This window comes from Wolbachia endosymbiont (group A) of Longitarsus flavicornis (assembly GCF_963931955.1).
GTDB lineage: Bacteria > Pseudomonadota > Alphaproteobacteria > Rickettsiales > Anaplasmataceae > Wolbachia.
The window spans coordinates 1,144,930-1,170,625 of sequence record NZ_OZ008337.1; the positions used below are offsets into that span (position 1 = coordinate 1,144,930).

The 25,696-nt window shown below is 34.0% G+C and carries 12 protein-coding genes and 4 pseudogenes; 12 read left to right on the forward strand and 4 right to left on the reverse strand.

Annotation, left to right across the window (positions count from 1 at the left end; translation table 11 throughout):
* The first annotated feature begins 589 nt into the window (after positions 1-589).
* A complete protein-coding gene (locus AABM58_RS05605) occupies positions 590-1,519 on the forward strand; it encodes an SWIM zinc finger family protein (RefSeq protein WP_338406627.1) in 930 nt (309 codons plus the stop codon).
* Here the strand turns inward: AABM58_RS05605 and AABM58_RS05610 are convergent.
* Together AABM58_RS05610 and AABM58_RS05615 are read right to left on the reverse strand one after the other, a co-directional pair.
* Positions 1,476-2,287: pseudogene (locus AABM58_RS05610) on the reverse strand (IS5 family transposase). The gene AABM58_RS05605 and the pseudogene AABM58_RS05610 sit on opposite strands and share 44 nt — an antisense overlap.
* Before the next feature lie 15 nt (positions 2,288-2,302).
* Positions 2,303-3,095 (reverse strand): IS5 family transposase gene (locus AABM58_RS05615; RefSeq protein ID WP_338405927.1). Its coding sequence is split into 2 segments (ribosomal slippage): positions 2,303-2,830 and positions 2,832-3,095, totalling 792 coding nucleotides; the frame shifts between segments, so codons are not numbered across the junction.
* Between the two features lie 62 nt (positions 3,096-3,157).
* Here AABM58_RS05615 and AABM58_RS05620 point away from each other — a divergent pair.
* The 7 genes and pseudogenes from AABM58_RS05620 to AABM58_RS05650 form a co-directional block, all read left to right on the forward strand.
* Positions 3,158-3,868, forward strand: a pseudogene (locus AABM58_RS05620) (phage tail protein); the annotation flags it as partial.
* A gap of 167 nt (positions 3,869-4,035) precedes the next feature.
* Positions 4,036-4,191 (forward strand): annotated as a pseudogene (locus tag AABM58_RS05625) (ankyrin repeat domain-containing protein); the annotation flags it as partial.
* A 380-nt stretch (positions 4,192-4,571) separates the two neighbouring features.
* Positions 4,572-4,694, forward strand: coding sequence for a hypothetical protein (locus AABM58_RS05630; RefSeq protein WP_338405986.1), 123 nt, complete (start codon positions 4,572-4,574; stop codon positions 4,692-4,694).
* 43 nt (positions 4,695-4,737) lie between these two features.
* Positions 4,738-5,985 carry a group II intron reverse transcriptase/maturase gene (ltrA, locus tag AABM58_RS05635; RefSeq protein ID WP_338405985.1) on the forward strand — a complete coding sequence of 416 codons (1,248 nt, stop codon included), beginning with the start codon at positions 4,738-4,740 and terminating at the stop codon, positions 5,983-5,985.
* A gap of 76 nt (positions 5,986-6,061) precedes the next feature.
* Positions 6,062-6,382: pseudogene (locus AABM58_RS05640) on the forward strand (ankyrin repeat domain-containing protein); the annotation flags it as partial.
* Positions 6,383-6,386: 4 nt separating this feature from the next.
* Positions 6,387-6,818 carry a DUF2924 domain-containing protein gene (locus tag AABM58_RS05645; RefSeq protein WP_338406628.1) on the forward strand — a complete coding sequence of 144 codons (432 nt, stop codon included), beginning with the start codon at positions 6,387-6,389 and terminating at the stop codon, positions 6,816-6,818.
* Positions 6,819-6,820: 2 nt separating this feature from the next.
* A complete protein-coding gene (locus tag AABM58_RS05650) occupies positions 6,821-8,302 on the forward strand; it encodes a recombinase family protein (protein ID WP_338406629.1) in 1,482 nt (493 codons plus the stop codon).
* Positions 8,303-8,836: 534 nt separating this feature from the next.
* Here AABM58_RS05650 and AABM58_RS05655 read toward each other — a convergent pair.
* Positions 8,837-10,864: an ankyrin repeat domain-containing protein gene (locus AABM58_RS05655; protein WP_338406630.1), complete on the reverse strand. Its 2,028-nt coding sequence runs from the start codon at positions 10,862-10,864 to the stop codon at positions 8,837-8,839.
* Positions 10,865-11,801: 937 nt separating this feature from the next.
* Between AABM58_RS05655 and AABM58_RS05660 the strand changes: the two genes are divergently transcribed.
* The 4 genes from AABM58_RS05660 (at position 11,802) to AABM58_RS05675 (ending at position 24,449) form a co-directional block, all read left to right on the forward strand.
* Complete coding sequence (locus tag AABM58_RS05660) at positions 11,802-13,109, forward strand: hypothetical protein (RefSeq protein ID WP_338406631.1); 1,308 nt, start codon at positions 11,802-11,804, stop codon at positions 13,107-13,109.
* 28 nt (positions 13,110-13,137) lie between these two features.
* A complete protein-coding gene (locus tag AABM58_RS05665; RefSeq protein ID WP_338406632.1) occupies positions 13,138-15,894 on the forward strand; it encodes a hypothetical protein in 2,757 nt (918 codons plus the stop codon).
* Between the two features lie 218 nt (positions 15,895-16,112).
* Positions 16,113-17,459, forward strand: a complete 1,347-nt coding sequence (locus AABM58_RS05670) for an IS110 family RNA-guided transposase (protein ID WP_338406860.1) — start codon at positions 16,113-16,115, stop codon at positions 17,457-17,459.
* Positions 17,460-17,564: 105 nt separating this feature from the next.
* The gene (locus AABM58_RS05675; protein ID WP_338406633.1) at positions 17,565-24,449 is read left to right on the forward strand and encodes an ankyrin repeat domain-containing protein; all 6,885 of its coding nucleotides are present in this window, start codon (positions 17,565-17,567) and stop codon (positions 24,447-24,449) included.
* A 334-nt stretch (positions 24,450-24,783) separates the two neighbouring features.
* On the opposite strand, the gene AABM58_RS05680 is transcribed toward AABM58_RS05675, so the two are convergent.
* Positions 24,784-25,677 carry an Rpn family recombination-promoting nuclease/putative transposase gene (locus AABM58_RS05680; protein WP_338406634.1) on the reverse strand — a complete coding sequence of 298 codons (894 nt, stop codon included), beginning with the start codon at positions 25,675-25,677 and terminating at the stop codon, positions 24,784-24,786.
* Between the last annotated feature and the right edge of the window lie 19 nt (positions 25,678-25,696).

A 25,696-nucleotide genomic window follows, 5' to 3' on the forward strand; every position in this document is an offset into this window, starting at 1 on the left:
GAAATATATAAATCCTCTATGACGCTAATATAGATTAGCCGATAAAGTAAGCTTCCCAGAACTACTCATTTATATTGACCCATCAGTACTTATACAAAAGCTAGTTGATCGAGAAAATAGGCAAATCCTTATCAACGGCCTACTACTTTCCCTAACTTATGCTTCCTTGTTATATTGTTGAGTATACTTTTTAAATAGTTTTTTTCTGTTTTCTATCAACCAATAGAAGTTTCTTTTAGCCCATAAGGATATTTATATAGGAACTGATATTTTCTATGCTGGCAAGAGTCTTGACGCCGTAAAAAAAACTACTCAATAATTGGGTAACTTCTGATGACATTTTCACTGTACATTTATCGCACAACATTAGTGCTACAATCACAGGTGTAAAGGTATTAAACAACCTTTAAAAAGTTTCACTTTTCCCTTAATCAATTTTTCCTTTGATATAAGTGTTTATTGCTTTTGCCCTCTCTGTTGTTATAATTAACATTTTGTAGTAGTTCAAGATGAGTTTTGCATATTCAGAGAAAATCATCCATAGAATCAGCATCTAGCTTATCTAGGTTAAAATATATAGTTTTACAAGATGACTATTTATGGAAGAACATGGTGGGGAGAAAAATGGCTTCAGTGCTTCAATAGAATTGATTATGATAACCGTCTTCCACGTGGCAGAACTTGTGCTAATACTGGTCGAGCTTTTGGTATTAAAATTAATGGTCACATAGTTACAGCTAAAGTTCATAGCTCAGGATCTTACCCATATCGTGGTTCAAAACCTCAACCATATAAAGTCAAAATTATACTCAATGAATTAAGCTCATCAGAACAACAGACCATTCGTCAAATTATTGAAACTTCACCTTCTATACTATCTAAATTAATAAATAGGCAATTACCAACCAGCTTGTTTGATAAGCTTAATGATCTTGGGATTAAATTGTTTCCTTCAAATTGGGAAGAGATGAATGCAAATTGCAACTGTCCTGATTGGGCTATGCCTTGTAAACATATTGCTGCTGTAATTTATCTTATTGCTGCAGAAATTGATAAAAACCCCTTCATGATTTTTAATATTCATAATTGTAATTTGTCAGCACTTATCGATGATTTTGGGAATGGAAAATTAGAAAATGCTCAAAATATTTTAAAGATAGATGATATATTTAAGGCATGTTCTAAAATTAGAATACATAACCAAGCAATTTTAAATGATATTGATTTATCAACTATTCCTAACCTTTTTGATTGTATCAGTAGTATTTTAACAGATAATCCACTTTTTTTTGAAAAAAACTTCCATAATATTTTACAGATAGCTTATAAGCACTGGCAAAAGTATCCTGCAGGAAAGTTAGTGTACTATCCAGCTTCTAAGAAGGAACTATCAGAAGAGGAGCTATTTATTAAAAGATGGGGAAATATTGAGAATTGGCAAACATTTCAACTATTCATTAGACTTCTTTCAAAATTCATGTATGGAGCTCAAAATTGTGAATTGCAGCAATCAAATTAAACCTTAAACCAAAACGTTTTCGTCGGTTTCTATACCTGTCCGAGATGATTTTAAACCTTTTCAATAAGCCAATTACGTTTTCAACAATTGCCCTTTGGCTCATAAGTGCCCTGTTCTCTTTTTTTTGTTCTTTGCTTAACGGATTCTTTTTCATTTTCCTGTGCGGTAATACAACATTTTTGTGTATCTTCTGCATTCCCCTGTAGCCGGCATCAGCTAAGATTTTGGTGTCCGGTAATATTGCTACCTTTGATTCTCTAAACATCCGAAAATCGTGTTTTCTACCATTCGAGAAAGATGTGCATATGACTTTTTTACTCTTCTTCTCTGTTACTATTTGTGTTTTTATAGTATGCCTTTTTTTCTTTCCAGAGTAGAAGGGCTTTTGCTTTTTTTTGGTCTCTCTACTGGCGTTTCAGTTCCGTCTATTACTAAAACTTCATATTCTACATCACTCTTTAATAGCTCTTTTTTTCCTGGTAATGCAAAATCTGGATGTTTTATTAATATGTCTTCTACCTATCTTATTATTTTAAAACTGTTACTTTCACTCATGCCATAGCTTTGCCCAATATGAAAATATGTACGATATTCTCTTATATATTCCAGTGCCATAAGTAGCCTGTCTTCTATGCAAAGTTTACTTTTTCTTCCACTTCTAGCTTTTTTTCTTTTATCCTCCACTTCTAGAATTTCTACCATTCGCTCAAATGTTGCTTTTTTTACCCCTGTTAAACGTCGAAACTTTTCTCCTTCTAACTTTTCTATTTCCTTAGAACCTGTTCATAATCTTTTGAGGAACAAAGCAGTGAAAGCAAGAACTACCATTTGCAAGCTGGTGTTGAGTTTACGCTCGCAATTTTTCCATAACCGTCTACATTTTTCCAACCAAGCAAAAGAACGCTCTACAACCCATCTTTTTGGCAATACAGCAAAGGTATGTAATTCACTGCGTTTTATTACCTCAACAGTTGCACCAATAGTTGCTTTTATTTGTGTTGCAAAATTCTCTCCCGTATAGCCTGCATCAACCAGTACATTTTTAACTCCCGAGAGGTTTTCTTTTGCATTTTCTACCATTCTCACAGCACTGCTACGGTCAGTTATCTCTGCTGTTGTTACATAAATTGCATGTGGCAAACCTTGCGTATCTACTGCAATATGGCGTTTTATTCCTGAAATCTTTTTGCCTGCATCGTAGCCTTTTTCTTCAGCAGTATCTGCATTTTTTACACTCTGTGCATCAATTATGCAGAAGCTGGTTTTTTCTTTCCGACCATTGTTTTGTCGGACTACGCCAACTATTTTTTTTTAACACCAGCTCCAGAACACTTTCTTTATTTGCATCTGGTTTTTCACTCCACTTCTTAAAATAGTCGTAACAATTGCGCCATTTTGGAAACTCTTTTGGTAGCATTCTCCACTGACAAACGCTTTTCAGAACGTATAACACTCCACAAAATACATCATACAAATCAAGTTTTCTTGGTTTTGTTTTTTTTCTACAGGACTCTAGATCTGGTAATATAATCTCAAATCTTTCCCGACTTATATTACTTGGGTATAAACTCCTCATATATCCTAACTTATATACATTATCTCTTAGTTTATTCCTTTCTTGAGATCATGTACAGGTTCTTAGATGAAAGTTTATTTGGAGATCTTCTTTCTGATTATTCAGGGGTAAAAATAGAAAAAGATGGACCAGTGTTATCATTTGGAAGAGTAAATTTTTTCAGGTCTAGTGGTCCAGTTATTAGGATTATAGAAAACTATCTACGCGATCATTATGAACGAGCTTTAAGCAATGATATATATCGCCTAGATGTAGCAATCCTTGGAGAAACCGAGCCTCACACAAAGAATTATAACGGTATTTATGAAAGAAATCATTTGTGGTACAACTTAAAAGCACTATATCCATTACCACAGAGTTTATTACCATCGATTAAATTTGCAAAAGCGCAGATAGTATTATCGGACAGTTGGAACTTAGGAGAAACAAATGCGTGCTTTCCGGTTGGTAGCATAGAAGAAGAAGGAAATAAATTTGTATTGGGAAACGATAAACTTTCATGGCAACGTTGGAATTTAAAACACAAACCAATTTTAGAAAGGTTTAGCGTTACTCACCACTACAAAGTAGAAAATTATACTGATCAGAAGATTACAAACTATGTTTTAGCAGAACACAATGTTTACTATAAAAACGATTTAGAGCAAGAAGACTCAATACATGAATTAGAAAAGCATATTTTGGTATTTTACCCAGGAGTACTGAAATGGCACGAACATCGACATTTGCACAGAAGTTGGAAAAATAGTCAAGCAATATGTGTAATAAGTTAAATGCTTGTATTTAGATCCTCATATATTATATTAATAATAGGTAAAAGTGTATGAAATAAAAAGAAAAGGACTTGCTTTCTCATGCTAAAACGGACATAACTTGAATAGCAGCAGGTAAATATAAGAAATTTATCTAACGCTAGAAAAGCTAGTTTTGTGAGGTAAGTATGAAGTTTAGCAAAGAATCTTTTAGTAAGTTTTTTAAAGAAGTATCAAGTAACGATATTAATAAAAGAAATGAAGAAGGAGAGACGATATTGCACCAAGCAGTGGAAATCTCTGATTACAAAACAGTGAGATTATTAATAAAAAAAGGGGCAGATGGTGTGCCGTAGAGACACAAAGAATGTTCAAGTAAGAGCAAACTAAGTGCAAAAGCTGCACAGTAGATGAGGGTAGGTCCCTCGGAGCCGGTTTACAAGAGCAGGCTTCAAACAACCATAAGCTGCTTTGGTAAAGAGCCAAGGTAGTGAGCGTTATGGAAAAGGCATAATTATATGTCATGTAAGGAATAGAGAGATGAACGAAAGTGAACCACTGATGAAGTGTCGAAACCTTTTAAATGACGTCAAAACCAGGGGGTCGTTTGTAACCTGGGATAAATCTATCGGGAGCTTGTTTACTGGATAGATGGCGTCCGGCATAAAGGTGGCATGAATCTATTTCAGGCTATTGTGTGGAACTACGGGAACCTGTCGTTTCGATGATAAGGGAGAAATCCAAGGAGCTAAACTCTAAGGATGAGAGTACCGATGCGAAAAACAGGGGCGGATCAGCTCGTAGTAGTGAAGAAGTTTCTGTAATGGAAATGGAGCGAAGGAGCTGAGTTATTCAGTTTTAATTATGTATCAACCGAAAGGGAGGAGTTAATGAATAAAACAAAGTCTTTTGATATACCAAAGCAACTTATTTGTAGGGCTTATAAACAAGTATCGAAAAATAAAGGTGCGGCTGGTGTGGATGAGGTTTCGATAACAAAGTTTGAAGAAAATCTAAAAGATAATCTGTACAAACTATGGAATAGGATGTCATCCGGAAGTTATTTTCCAGAGCCGGTAAAAGCTGTTGCGATACCAAAAGATACAGGAGGGCAAAGAATTTTATGTGTTCCTTCAGTATTCGACAGGATAGGGCAAACGGCTGCTGCTATGTATCTAGAGCCGCTGGTAGAACCAAAATTTCATGAGGATTCATATGGTTATAGACCAAATAAGTCTGCACTGGATGCGGTAGATACAGCTCGTAAAAGATGCTGGAGGTACGATTGGACGATAGATCTTGATATATCTGGATTTTTCGACAATTTGGACCACGGCTTGGCATTGCAAGCTATCAAAAAGCACACAGACTGCAAATGGGTCATACTGTATGTTGAGAGGTGGATGAAAGCCCCCATTCAGCAAGCAGATGGCAGTAAGGTAGTTAGGGATAAAGGAGTTCCGCAAGGAGGTTCAGTTAGCCCAATCATCTCTAATATATTCATGCATCATGTGTTTGATATATGGATGAAAAAGAACTACCCGACAGTACCATTTGAGAGGTATGTGGATGATGCGATAGTGCACTGCAGAACAGAGAAACAGGCAGAGTTTGTGAAAGTAATGATCGAAGAAAGATTGGCTGAGTATAAGTTGAAATTGCATCCTGAAAAGACACAGATAGTGTACTGTAAGGATGACAATAGGAGTGGTGAATTTCCTAAACAAAGTTTTAATTTTCTGGGTTACACATTCAGACCCAGGTTAGCAAGAAATAAAATAGGGAAGTATTTTGTTTCATTTCTTCCAGCAATTAGCAACAAGGCCAAGAAAAAGATTACTACAACCATAAGGTCATGGAAAATGCTACGAAATACGCATATAACATTAGAGGAGATATCAGGAAAAGTAAATCCAATAGTCAGAGGCTGGTATCAGTACTATGGCAAATTTTACAGAACTGAAGTATACAAATCTCTAAAGAATATAGAGCGGCATCTAGAAAAGTGGGTGAAAAGGAAATATAAGAGACTCAGGAGTCACGGAAGACTAGCAAGACAATTTCTAGGAAAGGTGAGAAAGAGGTCTCCGGATATTTTCTATCACTGGACACTAGGGTTAGGCCAAAAGGCTGAATAATGGAAGCTGTATAAATCGAGAGGTTTACGTACAGTTTTGCGAGAGACTGGTGGGGAAGTTCCACTGGTCTACTCTCCTGAATGCTAAAGATATAGAAGGATATACAGCACTGCACCTAGCGGTAACGGAGAAACGTCTAGAAATCGTGAGAGAATTGATAAAATCAGGAGGGAATGTAAATGCTGAGGAATATGGAAATAAATGCATACCTCTACACCTTGCGTGCATGGTAGGTGAAAAAGAAATAGTGGAGGAGCTGGTAAAAGCTGGAGCAGAAATAGAGCAAGCGGATAAATTTGGAATGACAGCGATGGATTATGCGAAAAATAGTAAAGAGGTAGCTGAAGTATTGAAGAAAGAAACAGACAGAATTGAAAAGTTATTTATGAAAGGCTAAAAATATGGAGAAAGAAACAGAAAAGAAAGTAATGAATTTAAAGAGAAAACCTTTGGATGAGCTGAAAAAAATATGGAAGAAGGTATATGGGAAAGAAGCGCCTAGGTATTCAAAGAAATATCTGATACCAAGATTAGCTTATAGAATGCAGGAAAAAGCGTATGGAGAAATGTCAAGAAAAGGAGCAAAAAGACTAGAGTATCTGGCAGATCGGCTAGAGAAAGGAAAAAGAATAAGTAGTGACAAACTTCCAGTAGCAGGAACAGAGTTGATATTGGAGAGAGGTGAGGAAACGCATGCAGTAATGGTAACAGATAAGGGTTTAATCTACAGAGAAGAATTTTTTACGTCATTGTCAGCGGTGGCAGGCAGAATAATGGGAATGAGCTATAACGGACCTTTATTATTTGGAATGCGTGATAAAAATGGAAGTTGAAAATGCTAAAAGAAGTAAGATGTGCGATATATACGAGAAAATCAAATGAAGACGGTCTAGAACAAAAGTTTAATAGTCTTGATGCACAACGGGTAGCATGTGAAAAGTACATAAAAAGCAGAGAGGGCTGGGTAGTATTGGCCAAAAGGTACGACGATGGAGGCTTCTCAGGAAAGAATTTAGAAAGACCAGCGATAAAGGAATTATTTGCAGATGTGAAAGGAGGAGAGATAGATTGTGTAGTAGTATATACTCTGGATAGGCTATCAAGGGAAACAAAAGACAGCATTGAAGTAACGTCATTTTTTAGAAGGCATCGAGTAAATTTTGTAGCAGTAACGCAGATATTTGACAATAATACGCCAATGGGAAAGTTTGTACAAACAGTGTTATCAGGAGCAGCACAGCTAGAAAGAGAAATGATAGTAGAGAGAGTAAAAAATAAAATAGCAACATCAAAAGAGCAAGGATTATGGATGGGAGGAACTTTACCGCTTGGGTATGATGTAAAAGATAAGGAATTAATAATAAATGAGAAAGAAGCAAAGTTGGTAAAACATATATTTGAGAGGTATATAGAGCTGAAGTCAATGGCAGAACTGGCAAGAGAGTTAAATAGCCAAGGGTACCGTACGAAAGGGAAATCAGATATCTTTAAGAAAGCGACGGTGAGAAGAATAATAACAAACCCAATATATATGGGAAAAATCAGGCATTATGAGAAAGAGTATGAGGGAAAGCACGATGCAATAATAGAAGAGGAAAAATGGCAAAAAGCGCAGGAATTGATAAAGAATCAACCATATAGAAAAGCAAAATATGAGGAAGCATTGCTTAGGGGAATAATTAAGTGCAAGAGCTGTGGTGTAAATATGACGCTGACGTACTCAAAAAAGGAGAATAAAAGGTACCGATATTACGTGTGCAATAACCATTTAAGGGGAAAAGGTTGTGAATCAATAAACAGAACTATAGTAGCGGGAGAGGTGGAAAAAGAAGTAATGAGAAAGACAGAGCAGCTATATGAAAAATGGGGAGAAGAATGGAAAAATTTAAGTTTCAGAGAACAGAAAGAAGTAGTGAAAAAGTTAATAAAGGGAGTAATGGTAAAAGAAGATGGAATAGAAGTATGTTCTGAATCAGAGGAAAAATTTATACCAATGAAGAAGAAAGGAAACAAATGCACAGTAGTAGAGCCAGAAGGAAAAACAAATAATGCGCTACTGAAAGCAGTGGTGAGAGCCCATTCCTGGAAACGTCAACTAGAGGAAGGAAAATATGGGAGTGTGAAGGAGCTGAGCATTAAAATTAATATAGGTACAAGACGTATACAGCAAATTTTAAGGTTGAATTATTTAGCACCAAAGATTAAGGAAGACATAGTAAATGGGAGACAGCCAAGAGGTTTGAAGCTATCTGATTTGAAAGAAATACCGATGTTGTGGAGCGAGCAATTAGAGAAATTTTATGGATTAGCATCTTAATTTACAAAAGCAACGGGAGATTGAAAAGAGTATGTGCAAGAAGGAGCTGCTACAAAGGGCCATGCCAAAAGATATTGAGATTGATGTAAGTCGATATTACAAAATCAATTATGCGAAAATATTAATATAGATGATGAAGATTTTAGCATACTAGATGCAACAGTGGTAGACAATGTATACAATTTAGCTGCATATTTTAATAGTATAGCTTTTCTTATAGTAGTCCGAACAGGGTAAGATATGTGTTTATGGCTATAGTAGGCCAGTAGCATATTATGATTTATTTGGATTATTGTGAAAAGAGCTATAGATCTGGAAAAAAAATTCTGTAAAAGGTCGGCTCAGCCAATCGTGTTTTAATACAGTCTCATATCCTGAAAATACACCTTGTGGCCAGCTCCTGTACAATGACATCTCATTTTCCTGAAAAACAACATAAAAGAGTATTCTTAAAAGATTATTGATATCGATTCGACTCCTTTGCAATAATTTATTAACTGTAGTAATTTATATTTAAATAATAATTTTCAATTTTTATGGTAAATTAGCAATTTTTTCCCTAGAATCAGAAACTCTTCTTAATTCTTCACGTTTTACCCATGAACCCTTCTGCTTATTGGATTCGCTTATTAATTCAGGACGCATTAACCCACCAGATCTAGCAAAAACACCTCGGTCTATGGCTTCAATGACTGATAAACCTCCCAGTAAGCAATTTTGTCCTATTTCTTCATAATTTTCTATTCCCTCATTACAATCTTCTATTGCTTCATTATAACTTTCTATTTTATCAAGTAGAAGTAGGCCTTCTTCACTCACCTCTACTTTTATCCAATTTTTATTTTTCTCATCAGGATATAACCTAACTTCTAATTCTCCCAAACTAGTATAGAAAGTTAATACTACATCGCTGCCTTCTGTAAGATCTGTGTAATTCCTTATGCCGTTTTCGGTTTTAATTTCTACTTCATTATTACCGATCTTTACTATATTTCTTCCATATTTTATATCTCCATCGGTTAGGCCTAAGTCCCTTGCCCCATCTGTTATCTTTGTAATGTCTATTTTACTATCTTTAGAATATTCTAAGTAAAAAACGGAGTTGTCTATTCTTATATCTTTCAGCTCGCTACTAGTTGCACTTTTTGCGATTTCAATAAACTTATGAGTATTGCTAATATAATCTTCATATGCTCTTTTCGTGTTAGTTCTATGCTCTTTAAATTCTGATGTCAGCGTGTTAATCATATTAGCATCAACTGTATTACCAAACACTGCTCCTTTTGATACTAATTTACATATTATACTACTAGTAACTTTAGGATTTTTTTCCAACTCACTGATTTTCCTTATCACATAGTCAGTAAAACTGTACTCAGTACCTAAAAAGTAATCTTGTAAAGAAGAATAATTTAAACGTACACCAGACTTTATAGCATCATTTACAATCTCTTCAAGTTCAGCCATGTTTTGAGCTTGAAATACCTTACCAGAAAACTTACTTAGCTTTTCCTTTTGATTTGAAGTTAACTTAACAAGTAAGGTACTGGTTTGTCCTTTCTTTTGCTTAGGGTGATTGATATTTATATCATAATTTAATGCTCCTGCTTCTAGAAATATCTTTCTCAATTCTTGAGCAAAATCCTCATTATCCCAATAAAGACGTTCAATATATGAAAACACTTTTGACTCACCCATTCCGTGCCGAATATTTAGCACCACTTTTAGATCTGAATCTCTTTTATGCTTACTTAAAAACTCCTTTAAATTTTTAGTGCAGTCTGAATCGAGTACAAGTAAGTCATACAATTCCTTGTTCAACTTTTTCTGTTTATCAGTTAAGAATAATTCTTCTATATTATAGCAGAGTTTATTAGTTGCTATTTGTTGTGGAGTTTTGCCCTTTCTGCTTGTTATATTAGGTTTAGCTCCTTTCAAAAGAAGAGAGTTTGCATTATCGTGGTGACCTTTGGCAGCAGCAAGGTATAATGGTGTTTTTCCTTTATTATCTTGTATGTTAGGATCTGCGCCTGCTTCTAAGAGTAAATCTATAGCCTGATTTCCTGTGCGACGAAATCCACCAATATTTGCTCCTGCAATCGCATGCAATACTGTTGATTGAGATTCTCCTCTTCTGAGATTAAGAATTACTTTTAAATCTTTATTGTTTTTATTATCATCTAAAAATTCTTCAAGAGGTTCAGTATTATCAAATGAACCACAGTTAGAAGCTAAACATTTTAGAGCACTAAGTAACTTCTTGTTTAAATTTTTTTGACTTGGCGTAAGATCGTGGTCCAGAGCAAACCAAACACAAATTTGTTCGTTTAGTCCAAGTTTGCTATCTATTAAAGAAGGTAGTTCATTATGATTTCTAACTGATGGTAAATCTCCTGAGTACCACATATCATTCATCAGCTCATTTAATAAATGTTCTTTAGATGATAGATGTTCTATAATGGATTCATATTCAATATCAGATAGTTCTGGTTTGGATTTTGGTTGATTGATGATAGATTTCATCGTCTCAGTAAAATCACCCATACTTACCCCTCTAAACATACATACATAATATATTATATGCAATATATAACATTAAATCAATAACCATAATCTTTTTACTACTTATGTCGTTTGTTAAGTTTTTATGGTGAGTAACAATGGAGTATGTGTTGCTTATGACTCCAAATTTGAGCTAATTTTACTATAAATTAACATGGTTAAGACCTATATTTGATATCACTACTATAAGAGCATGATGGATTATGCTTTAAAGGAGTACGGAAACTGCTGAAGTTTTTACAGCAAATCTGCATGGAGCAACTTCAGCAGAATAAACAAACACATGCCAGTATTAGTAGAGAATTATTTATAAGTCAACTAACTTTTTAAAAAAATATTTTAGTGAAGATACCATGCTAGCTAGTGTTATAAAGAATTGAATTATTGACTCTTTCTAAAATTGCAAAAAAGATCGTATATTTGTGAGAATAAACCACGTAAAAATAAGGTTCTAAAAATAGAAGGTTTAAATTATTGTAACAAAGTTAGGCAAACCAGTTCGTATGTAGATATGGATAAAATGGGCTAATATGGCTAGTTTTAGCGTATAGCAAAATCACTATATTAAAAAGTTCGTATGGTACACTTGGTAGACCACACGATCCCAAAACGAAATGTTCTCACCGCCCTTGTTTTTTGGTGCTGGAAATGGTTGCTTTATTTGAGATCTTAATAATATATCTTGCTAAGTTAATAATAATTTGTTTGTGGAAGAATTAAGATAAACTTATAAAAAACAGAATTTAAAAATAAATAAAATATCATATATTCAGCCTATTAAAAGGCTTTCATTGAAAATTACTTTGGGTTAGAAAGTTTTTCTAAAATAGTGATTGACAGGTTACAAAGATGTAGTACGATGTTAAAAATGATATAGAATGTATAAATTATCATAGTTCTATATCTTAATACGCTTTTGTTTGTGGAGGTAAGAATTATGGACTTAGATGACCTAACCAAGGCAGCTTTCTCTATTATTAAGGATGACGATCCTTATAAAGAATCTAAACAACTTCAAATAAGGAATTGGGGGCGTGGGTACTTGGAGACTATTAATACCGGAAACCTTCCTTTTTTCCTTGATATATTGTCAGATGAAGAATGTTGGGAAAAAACCGATACGATACATGGTATCAAACTCAATAGAAGAATAGTGGCTAAAAAGATGATTGAACCCAAGAGTTGGAAAGGTACAAATAATCCGCTAGATGATTTTGATCGTTACCAAATTGCATGTTGGTGTTGCTTAGAAGAAGACATCATTACCCTATTTGAGCATTTTAAACGGGAAGATGAAATAAAGGATGGAGATTCAGATGCATTAAAAAAGTTAGTCAAATCAGTAAGTGGAAGTTGGTATACAGATGCGATGATGCAATTTTGGTCGCATTTCGTTAGTGGATACATTGCAGAGTTAGATCTAAAAGATCAGCATCCCTATGTGCTTGGTTTACACCGTGCAGCAATAAGTATGCGTAGAAAACGTGTAGAAGCAGTAGAGTTCTTTTTGAATAAGATAAAATCATTACCTGAAAGTGAGTTAAGTGCTCAGGAAAAAGATAAGGTTTTTATGAAAATTGCAGTGCATGCAGCACACGATAATGGATATCCTGATGTGTTTGAATTTTGTTTAAGCCAAATAAATCCTGATAGATATCCAGAGCTTTTGAAAAGAGATTTGGAGAAAAATGGTTATTATGGTTCTCTAGGTAGAATGTTAGAAATGTTTAACTTTGATCAATTTCAAAAGTTATTCGACTGCTTAAAGCCAAGTGATGTGGTGGTGGGTAGTTATTATTGTACCTGGTTAAGAAATATAAAAATTGGAGGTTGTTCTGGGCAATACTTAAATGTAGGTGCGAAGCTTTTGATGCATATGTTGATGAAAGATGGATTCGATAGTCATCGTACCTTAGCATTAAATGGAGAAGTGATGAACAATTCTACTTTTCAAGGAAGTTTATTAGTACCTTTGGTTGAGAAAGGTTGTATGGAGCAAGTGTGGGCAATATTGGACAAAACTAATTCTAAACAGATTGAAGAATTTATGAGTTCTAAGCGAGCAGGTTACATATGTTCCATCTTAGAGCAAGGAGATCGCGCTTCATTAAATAAGTTTTTATCTTATAGTGGTTCTGTTGATGTAGATCTTGACCAAAAGAGTATACCTGGTCCAAGTGGTGATTTATCTGATGTAAAGCTTAACAAAATGCATGATAAATCTCATATAAGGTTAGGTGAATAAAAAGTTATTATATAATTTAGGGGGCTATATGTTAAGTCAAGAAAAACCACAAGATTTTGAATTAATAGAGCTGTTAATTCGAGAAACAGCGGGAGTTAGTCAACCTGGCCCAAGTACTTCAACCCAACAAAAAAGTGATTTTGAATCTTTCAAAGCAAGGTTTCAATCATACATTGACCAGGTTCCATCATATTTACATTCGGTAGGTAAAGAAGGGTTTTTTCCGCATTTCTTTTTAGGAAGCTTTTCTATTTTACCAGATACACAAATTGCGGAAAGATTAGGTGTTAAAAAAGTTTATTTTCGTTTTGACACTGCAAAAACATTAAAGGTAGTTGTTGTTAAAAATAGTCAAATTAAAAGTGATGTAGATGCTATTGAAGGTATAGAACTATTTTCTATTTCAGAAGATGGTAATTCTGGTCATCAATTTACTTCTGGTGAACTGGAATATATATTAAAAGAAAATTTGCATCCTGACACTCAACAAAAGATCGGTACGGCACGAGGCATTAAAGATAGAATTAAAGGTAGGGTTAAATCTAAGTTAGTGCAAATCAACAAAAATGAAGAAAATATTTTTGTTGAAACACAAGATAAAGAAATACTTGACTCTGCTATTAGTCATAATTTTTACGAAATTAAAAAAGAAGAGGAAATATGGAAAGATCAAAATGATAATACAAAAAGCAAGCCCGAGGATTATATAGCTGAGTTAACTAATTCTGATGCAAGTAAAGTTGAAGAATCTTCCAAGAAAGTCATTGATAGAATCAGTAAAGTTCACTCAAAATACAAGGGTTCGTTTACTTATGCTGATAAAGCACGAGAAGCAGCACATCATGGGTTTATAGCAGGTGCTTTAGTAAATTTCCGCTATAGACATAATCTTAGGGTTTACTTGGAGCAATTTGCAGGAAGAGGTTATGCTGATATTGTTCTAGTGCCTCGTGGTAAGGATAGATCATTAAATGCTGTTCCAATTATTATAGAACTGAAAGCTGCCACTAAAGAAGAGTTAAAAGAGTTAGAGAAAGGAGGTAAAGTAAAAGATGGGAGTCAAACTACACCAGCTATTGCATTAGAGCAAGCAAAAGATTATGCAAAAGGCTTTCAGCCAAATACAATGCGTGTTTTGACTATTTCAGATAATGTACTGTGTGTAGGGTTAAATTTGGATTCAACTGAAGGTGAAAAATTTTCAATGCATATATCACCTCGTGAAGACAGAGAAATTGCTCTACCTACAATGCAAGCACTCTTGAAGGAAGCTTCAGATTGGGATGGAAGACAAGATACGGTCACTAATGTTAAAGAAAAAATCAAGCAGCCACTGGAGCGTGTTTATCACACATTTCCTGGTACGCCAGAGAAAGGAGGTAATTACTTTAGTAGATTTCTCTTAGGGCAACTTCTTCTTGCTGATAAATTTAAAAGAGCGGATCTAAAGAAATTTATATTTTCATACGGTGAATATTCTCTTGCTTCTACCACAAGATCCGGAAAGCCTGTAACAACTTTTGCGTTGATTAGAGAAGGTCGTAGTAAAGAGGTATTTATTTTTCATGTTAGAGAAGGGGGAAGAGGGGATCGTAGCAGTAAAAAGATACCTATACCTGGTGATCTACCGGAGCAAAGCAAAATCACAGAGGTATACATAAGTTTACATGAGGAAAAGAAGTCAGATTTTTTTAACATAGAGGAGGTTAATAGATATAATTCCTTAAATGAATACAAAAAAGGGAAAGAGTTTTTCAAAGGAGAATTAAAAGATGTTCCTTACCCTAATGGACTAAGAGAGGCATTTGATGAGGCACTTAAGTCTCAAGTTACTCCTGCAGCAGGTCAGTCTCTACCAGTAGATAAATATAATTCACTACTAAAGAAAGTTGGAGAAGGAATGTTTTCTTTTAGAGATTTTATTAATGAAGAGGCTCATTTTCAAGGAGTGTTACATGGGGCATTTAGTTATTATAGTGATTTGAAATTAGAAGAATCTCCTAGAGCATTAGTATTAACAGAGTTTCAAACTGGCAGGGGAAAACGTATTGATATGCTGGTTCATGGTATTAAGTTTGCAGAAGGAGCTAGTAATGCTAAGGAGTATGATCCAGTAGGATTAGAGCTTAAGGGACCAAGGGAAGGTAAAACAGCTGATGCATTAGTAAAAGAGGCAAATGATCAGATAAATAAGGAGTATGTAAAAGGTGTTACTTATAAAACGCTTACAGATGGCAGGAAAGTGGCTTTTATGGGTGTTGTCTTTGACAAAGGAGCGAGTAATGCAGATTCTCTTATTCTACCAAGCAAAAATGAGTTTACTCCTGTTAAGGTAGTTCATAGTTCTATTTTTAGTTTTAGCCAATGTGCAACAAGGAAAAGACGTGATATAGGTATACCCTGCATAGATTCACGTGATGAAGAAAAGATTACAGAGGAAGAAAAAAAGCAGCGTGTTAAAGAGTTGTTTGATGCTAATAAGGTAGTGAAGAAAGCAAAGGATATTGAGTTTTATAATCAGCTTTTCAAGATTTCTCAACAGATGTCTAAAGGTGAAGCTGTAGATCCAAGTATTAAAAAGGCTCTTGTAACAAAAGTTAAAAACGTAGTTTTTTTAAATTCAATGGATACAGAGATTGAGGGTATTGTAGGAGAGAACAAGGAAAATATTGAAGCTTTAAAAACTTTTACACAGATTAATGAACATTTATCCGATAATTTAGATGTTGTTAGTAAGCGTCAAACAGACGAAATCTGTCAAACCAGGAAGAAACTCCCAATTTAAGTTTTGAGTAATTTCTGATATAACTTTGTGAGAAGCGCTTTTGCAGTTATAACCGACCAAGTCACTGGTGCCTTTAGTGCCCGTTCGTAAGCGTGGTTTTGGGAGGAACGGTCAAATCATTGATGGAGTTTTTGTAGACTACCTCGGTTAGGAGATTGTACTATCAACCGTTCCAAGCTGAAGCGTTTCCCTATTACAAATTATACGAAGGAGTTGCCATGAAAAAAGCAAAAAGTAAATTAGAAATAGTGAATCCTGATGCAGCAGGGATTGATGTTGGTTCATCTGTACATTATGTATGTGTACCTGAAGGAAGAGATGAACAACGTATCCAAAAATTTGGCTGCTTCACTGAAGACCTTCATAATTTAGCACGGTGGTTGAAAAAATGTAAAGTTACAACTGTAGCTATGGAATCAACAGGAGTATACTGGATTCCTTTATTTCAAGTACTCGAATCATATGGGTTTGAAGTAAAACTGGTAAATGCGCGACATGTAAAAAATGTACCTGGAAGAAAGTCAGATGTTCAGGACTGTCAGTGGTTACAACAACTACACAGTTATGGACTACTTCATGGATCATTCAGACCCGATGATCAAATTTGTGTATTGCGTAGTTATGTGCGGCAACGTAAAAGTCTTACTGAAAGTGCATCTACACATGTTCTGCGTATGCAGAAGGCATTAATTCAAATGAATATACAGCTGCATAAAGTTATAAGAGATATTACTGGAGTAACTGGTATGAAAATTATCAAGGCTATAATCGAAGGCGAAAGGGATCCTGAGAAATTGGTTGAATTCAGGGATGCACGAATAAAAAATGATCAGTCTACTATTGCAAAAGCGTTAGCTGGTGACTATAGAGAGGAACACTTATTCACGCTAAAGCAAGAATTTGAACTATATAATATCTATCAAGAAAAAATAGCAGAATGTGATAGAAATATTGAGGCCTATTACAAAACGTTCGAAACAAAACCTGGCGAAAGTAAACAGTTGAGTAAGGAAAAGAATAAGCATAGAAAAAGTAAGCCAAACTTTGCTTTGCACGAGGAACTGCACCGGATAACTGGTATGGATTTTACTAAAGTTCCAGGGCTTGATGTACTAAGTGTACAGACCATAATTTCAGAAACTGGTATAAACCATAGTAAATGGTCAACAGAAAAACACTTCTCATCGTGGTTAGGACTCAGCCCTGCCAATAAAATTACAGGAGAAAAAGTGTTTAGCACAAGAACGCGTAAAGTCATTAATCGTGCTGCGAATGCATTTCGAATGGCTGCTAATTCTGTGGGAAATAGTAAAAGTGCATTAGGTGCATACTACAGGAAATTAAAAAAACGATTAGGAGCGCCAAAAGCAATAACAGCTACTGCAAGAAAGATAGCGTGCATATTTTATAGTATGCTCAAATACGGACAGGAATATGTAGAAAAAGGAATGGAATACTATGAAATACGCTATAAAGATAGAACTGTAAAAAATTTGATCAAAAGAGCAAAGGAACTTGGCTATCTCTTGGTAAAAAAAGATGAGTTAGTTCAAGGAGTTTCTTAGGAGGTATCAGGTGAAAGTTCAGGTTATTTTTTACAGATATGCAAAATTGATCTATTGAAAATTGTTTTACCTCTAATTAAAGATAAAAATTTTAAAAATCTTCTAATGAACAACTCGGAAAAATTGACAAAAGACGCAGAATTATTAAATGATGTCTTTACAGAAATTAGTGAGAAAGTTTCTACGAAATATAGCCATTCACAGCAACTACAAGATGCTGATTTTGAAAATTTTAAGGATGAAATCGATCAAGAGATCTTTAGTAAACAACGTGAAAGAGTTAATCAAATCGCTACTTTAGATGTAAATAAGAGTAATTTGCTAAATCATGTACTTGAATCTATGAAATTGAGTAAAGTACTACTATCAATGAATCAACAAGAGATTAATAAAAACTTACAAAAGATGGTGTGTTATAATACACTAATTGATCTTGGAATACTTGTTAGTGATCATAGGAATTATGTTCAGACAAATAATCTAGGTAATTTATATTCTCTAGCAGATAGAGTTTGCAGCAGCCAATTATTAAGCATAGCTCATGGTTTGCACAGCTTAAGAGACGAAATTGATATCAATTATAGTAAATTTAGTGATGCAGTAATGAAGAATTACTTCAGTGATGATAATATTATGGATTTCAATATTGAAATTGAGGCTTACGACAAGGAAATTATTACCAAAGAAATTATAACTATAGGTCATGATCAAGTGTTTGATGAGATAGGTAATGCTGATAGGACTGATGTATATGTAGAAGTAAAAGATGATAATGGTAATAATAAAAAATTGGTGATAGGCGATATTACAGAAATGAGGAATGCAGAAAGATATTTTGTAAATGATTATAGTGATGGTATTGAGATCTTAGTAAAAGTAGGTAGAAATAAGAATCACGTTATAAAAGAAAAAATAAAAGGACAAAATATTGAGTATTATTTAAGCATCGATGGCTATGAAGTAAAATTCGATAATATAATTAAAGATTTTACTACAGATGTAGAGGAAGAGGCAATTCTTGATAAATTACATCAACTATCAAATGATAAGCAGTTATTAGAAAATAAAAAATATATTGAAGATATAGGTGATGTTCAAGATGTTGAAACTGATCAAGGTTACAATAATATTGTAGAGGAAATTAAACAGAACTTATTAGCAAAAGGAGTTAGGGAAGATACTTTCGACAGGTTTAAAAGTCATTTTGATGATCTTGGTGAAAAAGTTTTTGCAGATTATATTAGTAATGTAGAAGGCAGTTTTAAAGAAAAAGGAATTGCATTTGATCGTAATAAATTTGATTCAGCAAAAATAAAAGGAGTAAAAGGTGGAAAGTTTTTCTCCCTTATGGCTATATATGACTTGCTTGATAGTATAGGTGATACAGCAACACTTGGACGGCATGATAATGATGCTTTAAAGCAAATATTTGGTATCAATGGTATACTAGATGCTATGGATGATGTTAGAACCAGTTTAAATATTTCTCCTAATAGTAAAGTAGGAAGATTGATTAACAAAATACCACAACCTATACGCCAAGCTTTTGTTAAGATTATCGATAATCCTGTAGTTCAAAGTATTACATTTGCGACTATCGCTTATCAATTTGGATATAGTGTAAATGAAATAGCTCAAGGTAATAATCATCCATTAAATTATTATTGGACAGCTAGTAGTGGTATAAAACTAGCAAGCATGAGTATAAGGCCTATAAGTGCAGGAGTTAGTTTTACGATAAAAAGTATAAGTGCTACTACTAAGATTTTAAGAGGGTTATCTGCTGCAGGTAAAGTTTTAGGCAGAGCAGCAGTAGTTACTATGGTTGCTGATGTATTAATAACAATTGGTGTAGAGATTCATGAGAGAATAGAGTATACAAAAGCAATAGCAGAGCAAGTACCTCTACTACCTGGTAATGAGCAGGCAGAAGTCTTTTTTGCAAAGGTGATCAAGTTTTTTACAGGGAGAGATGTAGAAAAGGAATATGGGGATATAATTAGAGTAAAAGGTTATTTAAACCATGTAAAAGAAGTAGCTATTAAATTGTTAGATGATAATTATAATATAGCCGCAATTGTACAATATGTAATCTCTATTGAAGAAAAATATAGTGAGATAATTAGAGATGCAGATCGTGTGTGTCCAACTGCTGTCGCATTCGCGGGGTTCTGTGATAATATGTGTAAGTTAGAAAAAAAATACAATAACATCTCTTTTAGTAATGTTAACACAGCTTCTAATGCGGAGAAAGATTTATCTTCCCTTGATATCTCTAAAACACTACCTATGAGATCTTATACTTTGGTTATGAATGAAGGTTGGGAAAGGTCTATCTGTTATATAAAGAATAGTCCTCAATGCTATCAAGGGATCGAAGAAAAGAAAGTTTATGTTGTTAATACGGATGCAAAGCATATTCCTCATCTGACCAAGTATGAATATGAAAACCTTGGCTTAAGAATTGTAAAGGTACCGTTAAAATACTCAGGACCAAAATCGCAATGCGGTAAAGTAATTAATGAAGAGAATAAATATGGTGATATTCACCGCCCGTGTAATACTGGGAAAATCCATAAGAGGTGTCAAGAAAGCTTTACTCTTTCAGGAGAACCTTTTATTTTTACTAATCCAAAAAGGAAAGATCCTGGTAATACAAAAAAGCAAACATTTCCTAGAGGATCAGTATTATATATTTCAGGACCGAAAACGTTGACAGCAGCAAATTATCCAGCAGTAATGCATATCCCAGAAGGTAGTTATATACGTTATGTTGGCTCAAAAAATAATGAAACTATTTTTATTATTAATGACCATACGTCTGGTACTCTTGAAGGTGGAGCAGGAAAAGAAAATACTCTAGTAATGAATGTTAAAGCTAATAATATCGCTGCAAATTTGCATAGTGGAACTATACGTTATGGTAATAGTAATAACATAAGATTGGTTAACACATATAACTATGTATCTAACTCTGACAACAAGCAAAATATTACTACTCACTGTGAAACGAGATTAATTAATGTAAAAAACGCGGAAGTTTGGCAGAATTCATCTAACTGCACAGATAAAGATTATGAAGTTAGAGTAGTCAACAAAGAAAACGTGCATCACAGGGGATTAAAGCAAACAATATTTATCGTTAATGAAGACAGTGATAATGCTAGGATAATAAGTGATTTAGGCAGTACAGAAAAAATAAAAGGAAATATTGATGTAATAAGGGTTCAAGTTAATAATATCACACAGTGGGGAGTAAGTAAAGATACAGAAAAAGACAGCTATAGCTTAGATCTTTTAGCTAATGATACACAAAGTATTGCTTCAAGTACTACAATCGATGATTTTAAAAATCTAGTAATTCAAGTAAATTGCCAGGGGATAACAGAGTCTGTTACAATACAAGATAAGTCTTTGTCTGATACAATAGAAGATATTAGGTATCAAAAGTTGAGAAATTCAGGAAGTGATACTGACAGAGAAATCATACAAAATAGTGAAAAAAAGTTAAAAGCATTTATACAAGCAAGTATTCTAGATCAAGAATTGCCTAGTACTTATCAAGTTGTAAAAGATATTGCCAATAACAATAATTTTAACATACCAATATTTCAAATAGAAGTCACTAAAAATCATATGGGAATACCTAGTGAAAAAGTGATAATTGCTGGCATGTACTCAGATCAGGTAATTGTTGATTTTAGCTATAATAATTCTGACGTTACAAGTAGTTATCAGAAATACCGTAATAATGGAGGAAGCTATGATTATGATCACTATATGACACTATGTAATTACTATCAAGATGTTACAGTAGAAGGGGGAGAAGGACAACATCAGTATATTATCAAACTACCAGATACATTAAATAGCGAAGTTTCATCGTCGCCGATAAGGATCAATCTAAAAATAAAAAACAAAGCAGCACCTTATCAAAGTATGTCTTACAATATTATTGACTTTGCTGAGTTGAATGTAACAGATGTTGATAGTATAAGCATACAGAAAGGTAAAAGGAGTTATACAAATGAATGTTATAACCAATCGATCTCTGACCTTACAGAGGATAGCTTAGAGATAAAAGATATTACAGTACTTGGTAGTGAAGGTACTAGATGGTCTTTATCCGTTGGTTTAGTTGATTATTTTCAAAGTCCAGAGCATCAGCAAATTGTATTACAAATGAACAATAAGCTTTATAAAATTGACAGTACAAATTTAAAGCTTGAGCATGTAGAGATGGATCCTAACTCTTTCAGATACTATCAGCCAGATGAACAAGGATTACAGATTTATCATAATCAACCTATTGACAAGAATGAGGTTGGGTTGGTTGATTTTAGAGATAAGTCTATATTGGGTTTTGATATGGAGATTGCTGATGATAGTTTAGTGCTATCATATGGAAATAGTACCATTGCAAAAGTGGAGAATTGGAGTAATTATCAACCAGCAAGAGAAATGATGTTCGCTTTTAATGATACAATGGTTTCTAACTCAAAATGTATAGCTTCTGCTTGTAATTCAGAAGATGTTGTAGTGGAATTTACCAAAGAAAAAGAAACTTTATTAGGGGAGTTATTGAATGCTGTGGCACAAGGTAATCTTGATAAAGTTAAAGATTTTATTAAGAAGGGTACAAACGCTAAGGGTAAGTACAATAATGGCTGGACTCTTATGCATTATGCTGCTTATGAGGGTAAGCTAAATATAGTAATATATCTCGTAGATAAATGGGCTATTTTAGAGATAAAATACAATGATGGTAGAACTTTTTCATGCAACACATCTTTAGATAGTGCCTCAGATCTTGTGAATAGTTACTTCGATACAATGAAATGTCTCGTAGGCAAAGAAAATAGTTTAGAGATTAAAGATAATAATGGTAGAACTCCTCTGCATTATGCTGCTTACAATGGTAAGCTGGATATAGTAAAGTATTTTATAGATGAAGAGAAAATTGACGTTAGCATTAAGGACAATGGTGATTGGACGCCACTACACTGGGCTTCCTGGAATGGTCAATTAAATGTAGCAAAGTATCTTATAGGTAAAGGAGCTAATCTTGTTAATATAAAAGACAAAGATGGAAAAACACCTCTAGATATTGCTGATCAAAAAGGTTACACAGATATAGTAGAAATTTTAAAGCAAGCGCAATCAGGCCTATATAAAAAATATAATGAGTTGTTGATTGCTGTACTGGAAAATAATCTTAGTAAAGTCGAAGATCTTGTAAGTCAAGGTACTAGCTTAGAAACTAAAGATAGTTATGGCTGGACGTTATTACATTTTGCTTCTATTCATAATTACTCAGATATGGTAGAATACCTTATAAATAAAGGTGTTGATATTAACGCTAAAGACCAGTATGGTAAAACTCCTCTACACCTTACTTCATGGCTCAATCGCTTAGATGCAATGAAGTGCCTTATAAGCAATGATGCTAATATTAATGCTAAAGATAACAATGGTAAAACACCTCTAGATGATTCTGGTTTTAATTCAGATGCAAAAAGAGTTTTAATGCAGGCATACTTAGATAAAGCATTATTAATCACTGTAGAAGATAGTGATCGTGAAAAAATTAAAGACCTTGTTGCTAAAGATGTTAGCGGAGGCGAATTTAAGCATGGTGCGTATTATTGTGCTTGGAGTGGTCACTTGGATATGGTAAAGCTTCTTGTTGAGCGAGATGTTGATGTTAATGGTACTGATAAATACGGTTGTACATTACTGCATTGGGCTGCATTGGGGGGATTTTTAGAAATTGTAAGTTTTTTAATAGAGGCAGGTGCTAATATTAACGCTGAGGATATCTTTGGCAGAAAGCCCATGGATGTTGCTATTATAAGCAATCATAAGGATATTATAGAATATCTTAAAGGATATAGTGATAGTATGAAACGTTTAGAAGAAAAACTCAGTAGAGACATAGAAAAACCTGCACAACGCAGACGTCGTCATCACCATGGAGATCATAGTCGTCATCAGAATCACTTATCACGTAAACCTCTTGCTATAGATTTAGGTAATCAACCTGAGATAGCAGCAAGTAGTGGCACAAGACCATCTTCATGGATAAATGGTTTGTTTGGGTGGGTAAAAAGTTCTGTAGGTGGTTTATTTTATTCTAGAGCTGCTTTATCTGAGGAAGCATCAAATACTGCAAGTTCAATACCACAAGTTGATGAGCAATTTGCCAAAGCTTCGGTAAGTAATAGTAGTTCAATAAGTACCACACTACCATCTGATGGTACAGATAAAAAACAAGAAAATGGAGGTTTCTTTCGAGACAACATTGATTATGTAAATGCAAATATAAAACAAATGCGTGAAAGGCAAACACCTGTTAAATTTAAACCTAGTGGCGGAAATACAATACTAGAAATGGGAGATCACTATCTATCACAGGTTGATTTTAATGGTACAATAATGTTACTTGATTTATTAATTAGAAAAGTTACAGGTCAGAAGTATATTTCTACAGTAGATCAGTCTATATCCCCACTAGAAGCACAGGGCTATGCATTAAATATTACAGAGGGATTTGAGAAAGTAGTAGAGCAAGCTGGATTAAAAAGTGGTGTATCAATGCATCGATTAAATATTGATTTTGTGGAAATACAGAAAGAAGTTACAGGAAAAATCATGAGTGGTAAATTTGATGAGATTTCGGGAGTTTTAAACTCATACCTAGAAGAAGCATGTCCTGGTAGAGAAGCAGGATGCCCTGGTAAGTTAAGTCCGAAAAAGTTTGACAAGTTTATAGCTCAATTTAATAAGGGTCTGCTAAATCAATCAATAGAGCAGATATTACACAACAGAGATGGTAGATTAGAAGTTGATGGTACAAAAAAACAGCAGATGAGTTTAGAGCCTCAAAGTTATTTAAGTAATGCTTCAGTTCACAGCCATTCAAAGGACAAAGTATCAACTTGTCTTTCTGATGTAGGAGTAACCAAGCTTGGAAATACTTTGAGTAAGTAGATGAGAATATGGAAGGTATAATATGCCAAGTAGTGGAAAATTTAAAGTGAGGGTAGCCAAAATAATTAGGGAAACAACCAGTAGCAAGTTTGATAGTCTTAATACTAAAATGGATGAAGTAGACATTAAATGCTAAGTGGTTAATGTGTTTTCCATATTGAACTTACAGCACGTAGCTTTGATACAGAAATTTGGATAACGTTATGATAGTAATTTATATAATTCTATGTGTAATCTTTATAGCTGTTTTAGACAGTTCACTAGATTCTTAATTAGGGGATATGTCTAACTTAGAAAAGGTTTTCATAAATGTTAAAGTGAATAAGTAGGAGTATTATGTTTTTTCTTTGAGTTGTGAAATTTCAGAATGAGAGAGACCGGTAATTTGAGCTATAACATCTATAGAGATACCGGCCTTGAGTGAGTTTTTTGCAACTTCAATTTTACCTTTTTGATGGCCGATTTGGATGCCTCTTTCTTCTCCAACCCTAAGGCCCTCATCAAATTTTTGAGCGAAAGCAGCAATCTCATCCATTATACGTTTTTTCATTTGTTCATATGCTAGTAACTCTTCTTCTGACCAATTAAACTTATTCATCTCTTCATAAGCTCGTTTTATTATTACGTCACTACCAACTATTTTATCTAGGTCCTCTTCGTTTGTTTCTGCTGCATATCGAAAAAAGTAACACCATTTTTCTACTATATTTTCTAGTTGGTCTTCTTTTGTCTTTGTAAATTTAGGTAGTTCTATGAATACGAAGTAAAAATCCTTTAAGTCATGTTCAAAGCTATTTTGATCTAAAATGACATGATTAGATTTGTACTCAGCCTTATCTGGAAAAATAATACAATCAGCAACAGCAATAAAGATAATTTCTTTGAGGTTATGATACTCATCACCTTGATCAGCTTGACTTGAGTAGGCTTTGGCAGCATAATATTGAGCACGCTTTTCGAAGCCCTTGGTCTTAGTGAACTGCATTTCTATAATATATCTTGAACCTTGAGAGTCTTTACAAAGAACATCGACAATACTCTGCTTTTTAGCGGCAATTTCAGGGTCTAAAATGGTAGCTAGGAATTCAACATCGTGAATAGCAGCCAAGCCAGTAAAGCCTAAAATATCGTTTAAGAAATGAATTAGGATATCTTTATTCTTCTCGGTGCCAAATATTCTTTTAAAGGCATAATCATTGCGAGCATCAAGAAACTTCGAAAGAGCCATGAGAAAGTAAGATAAAAAG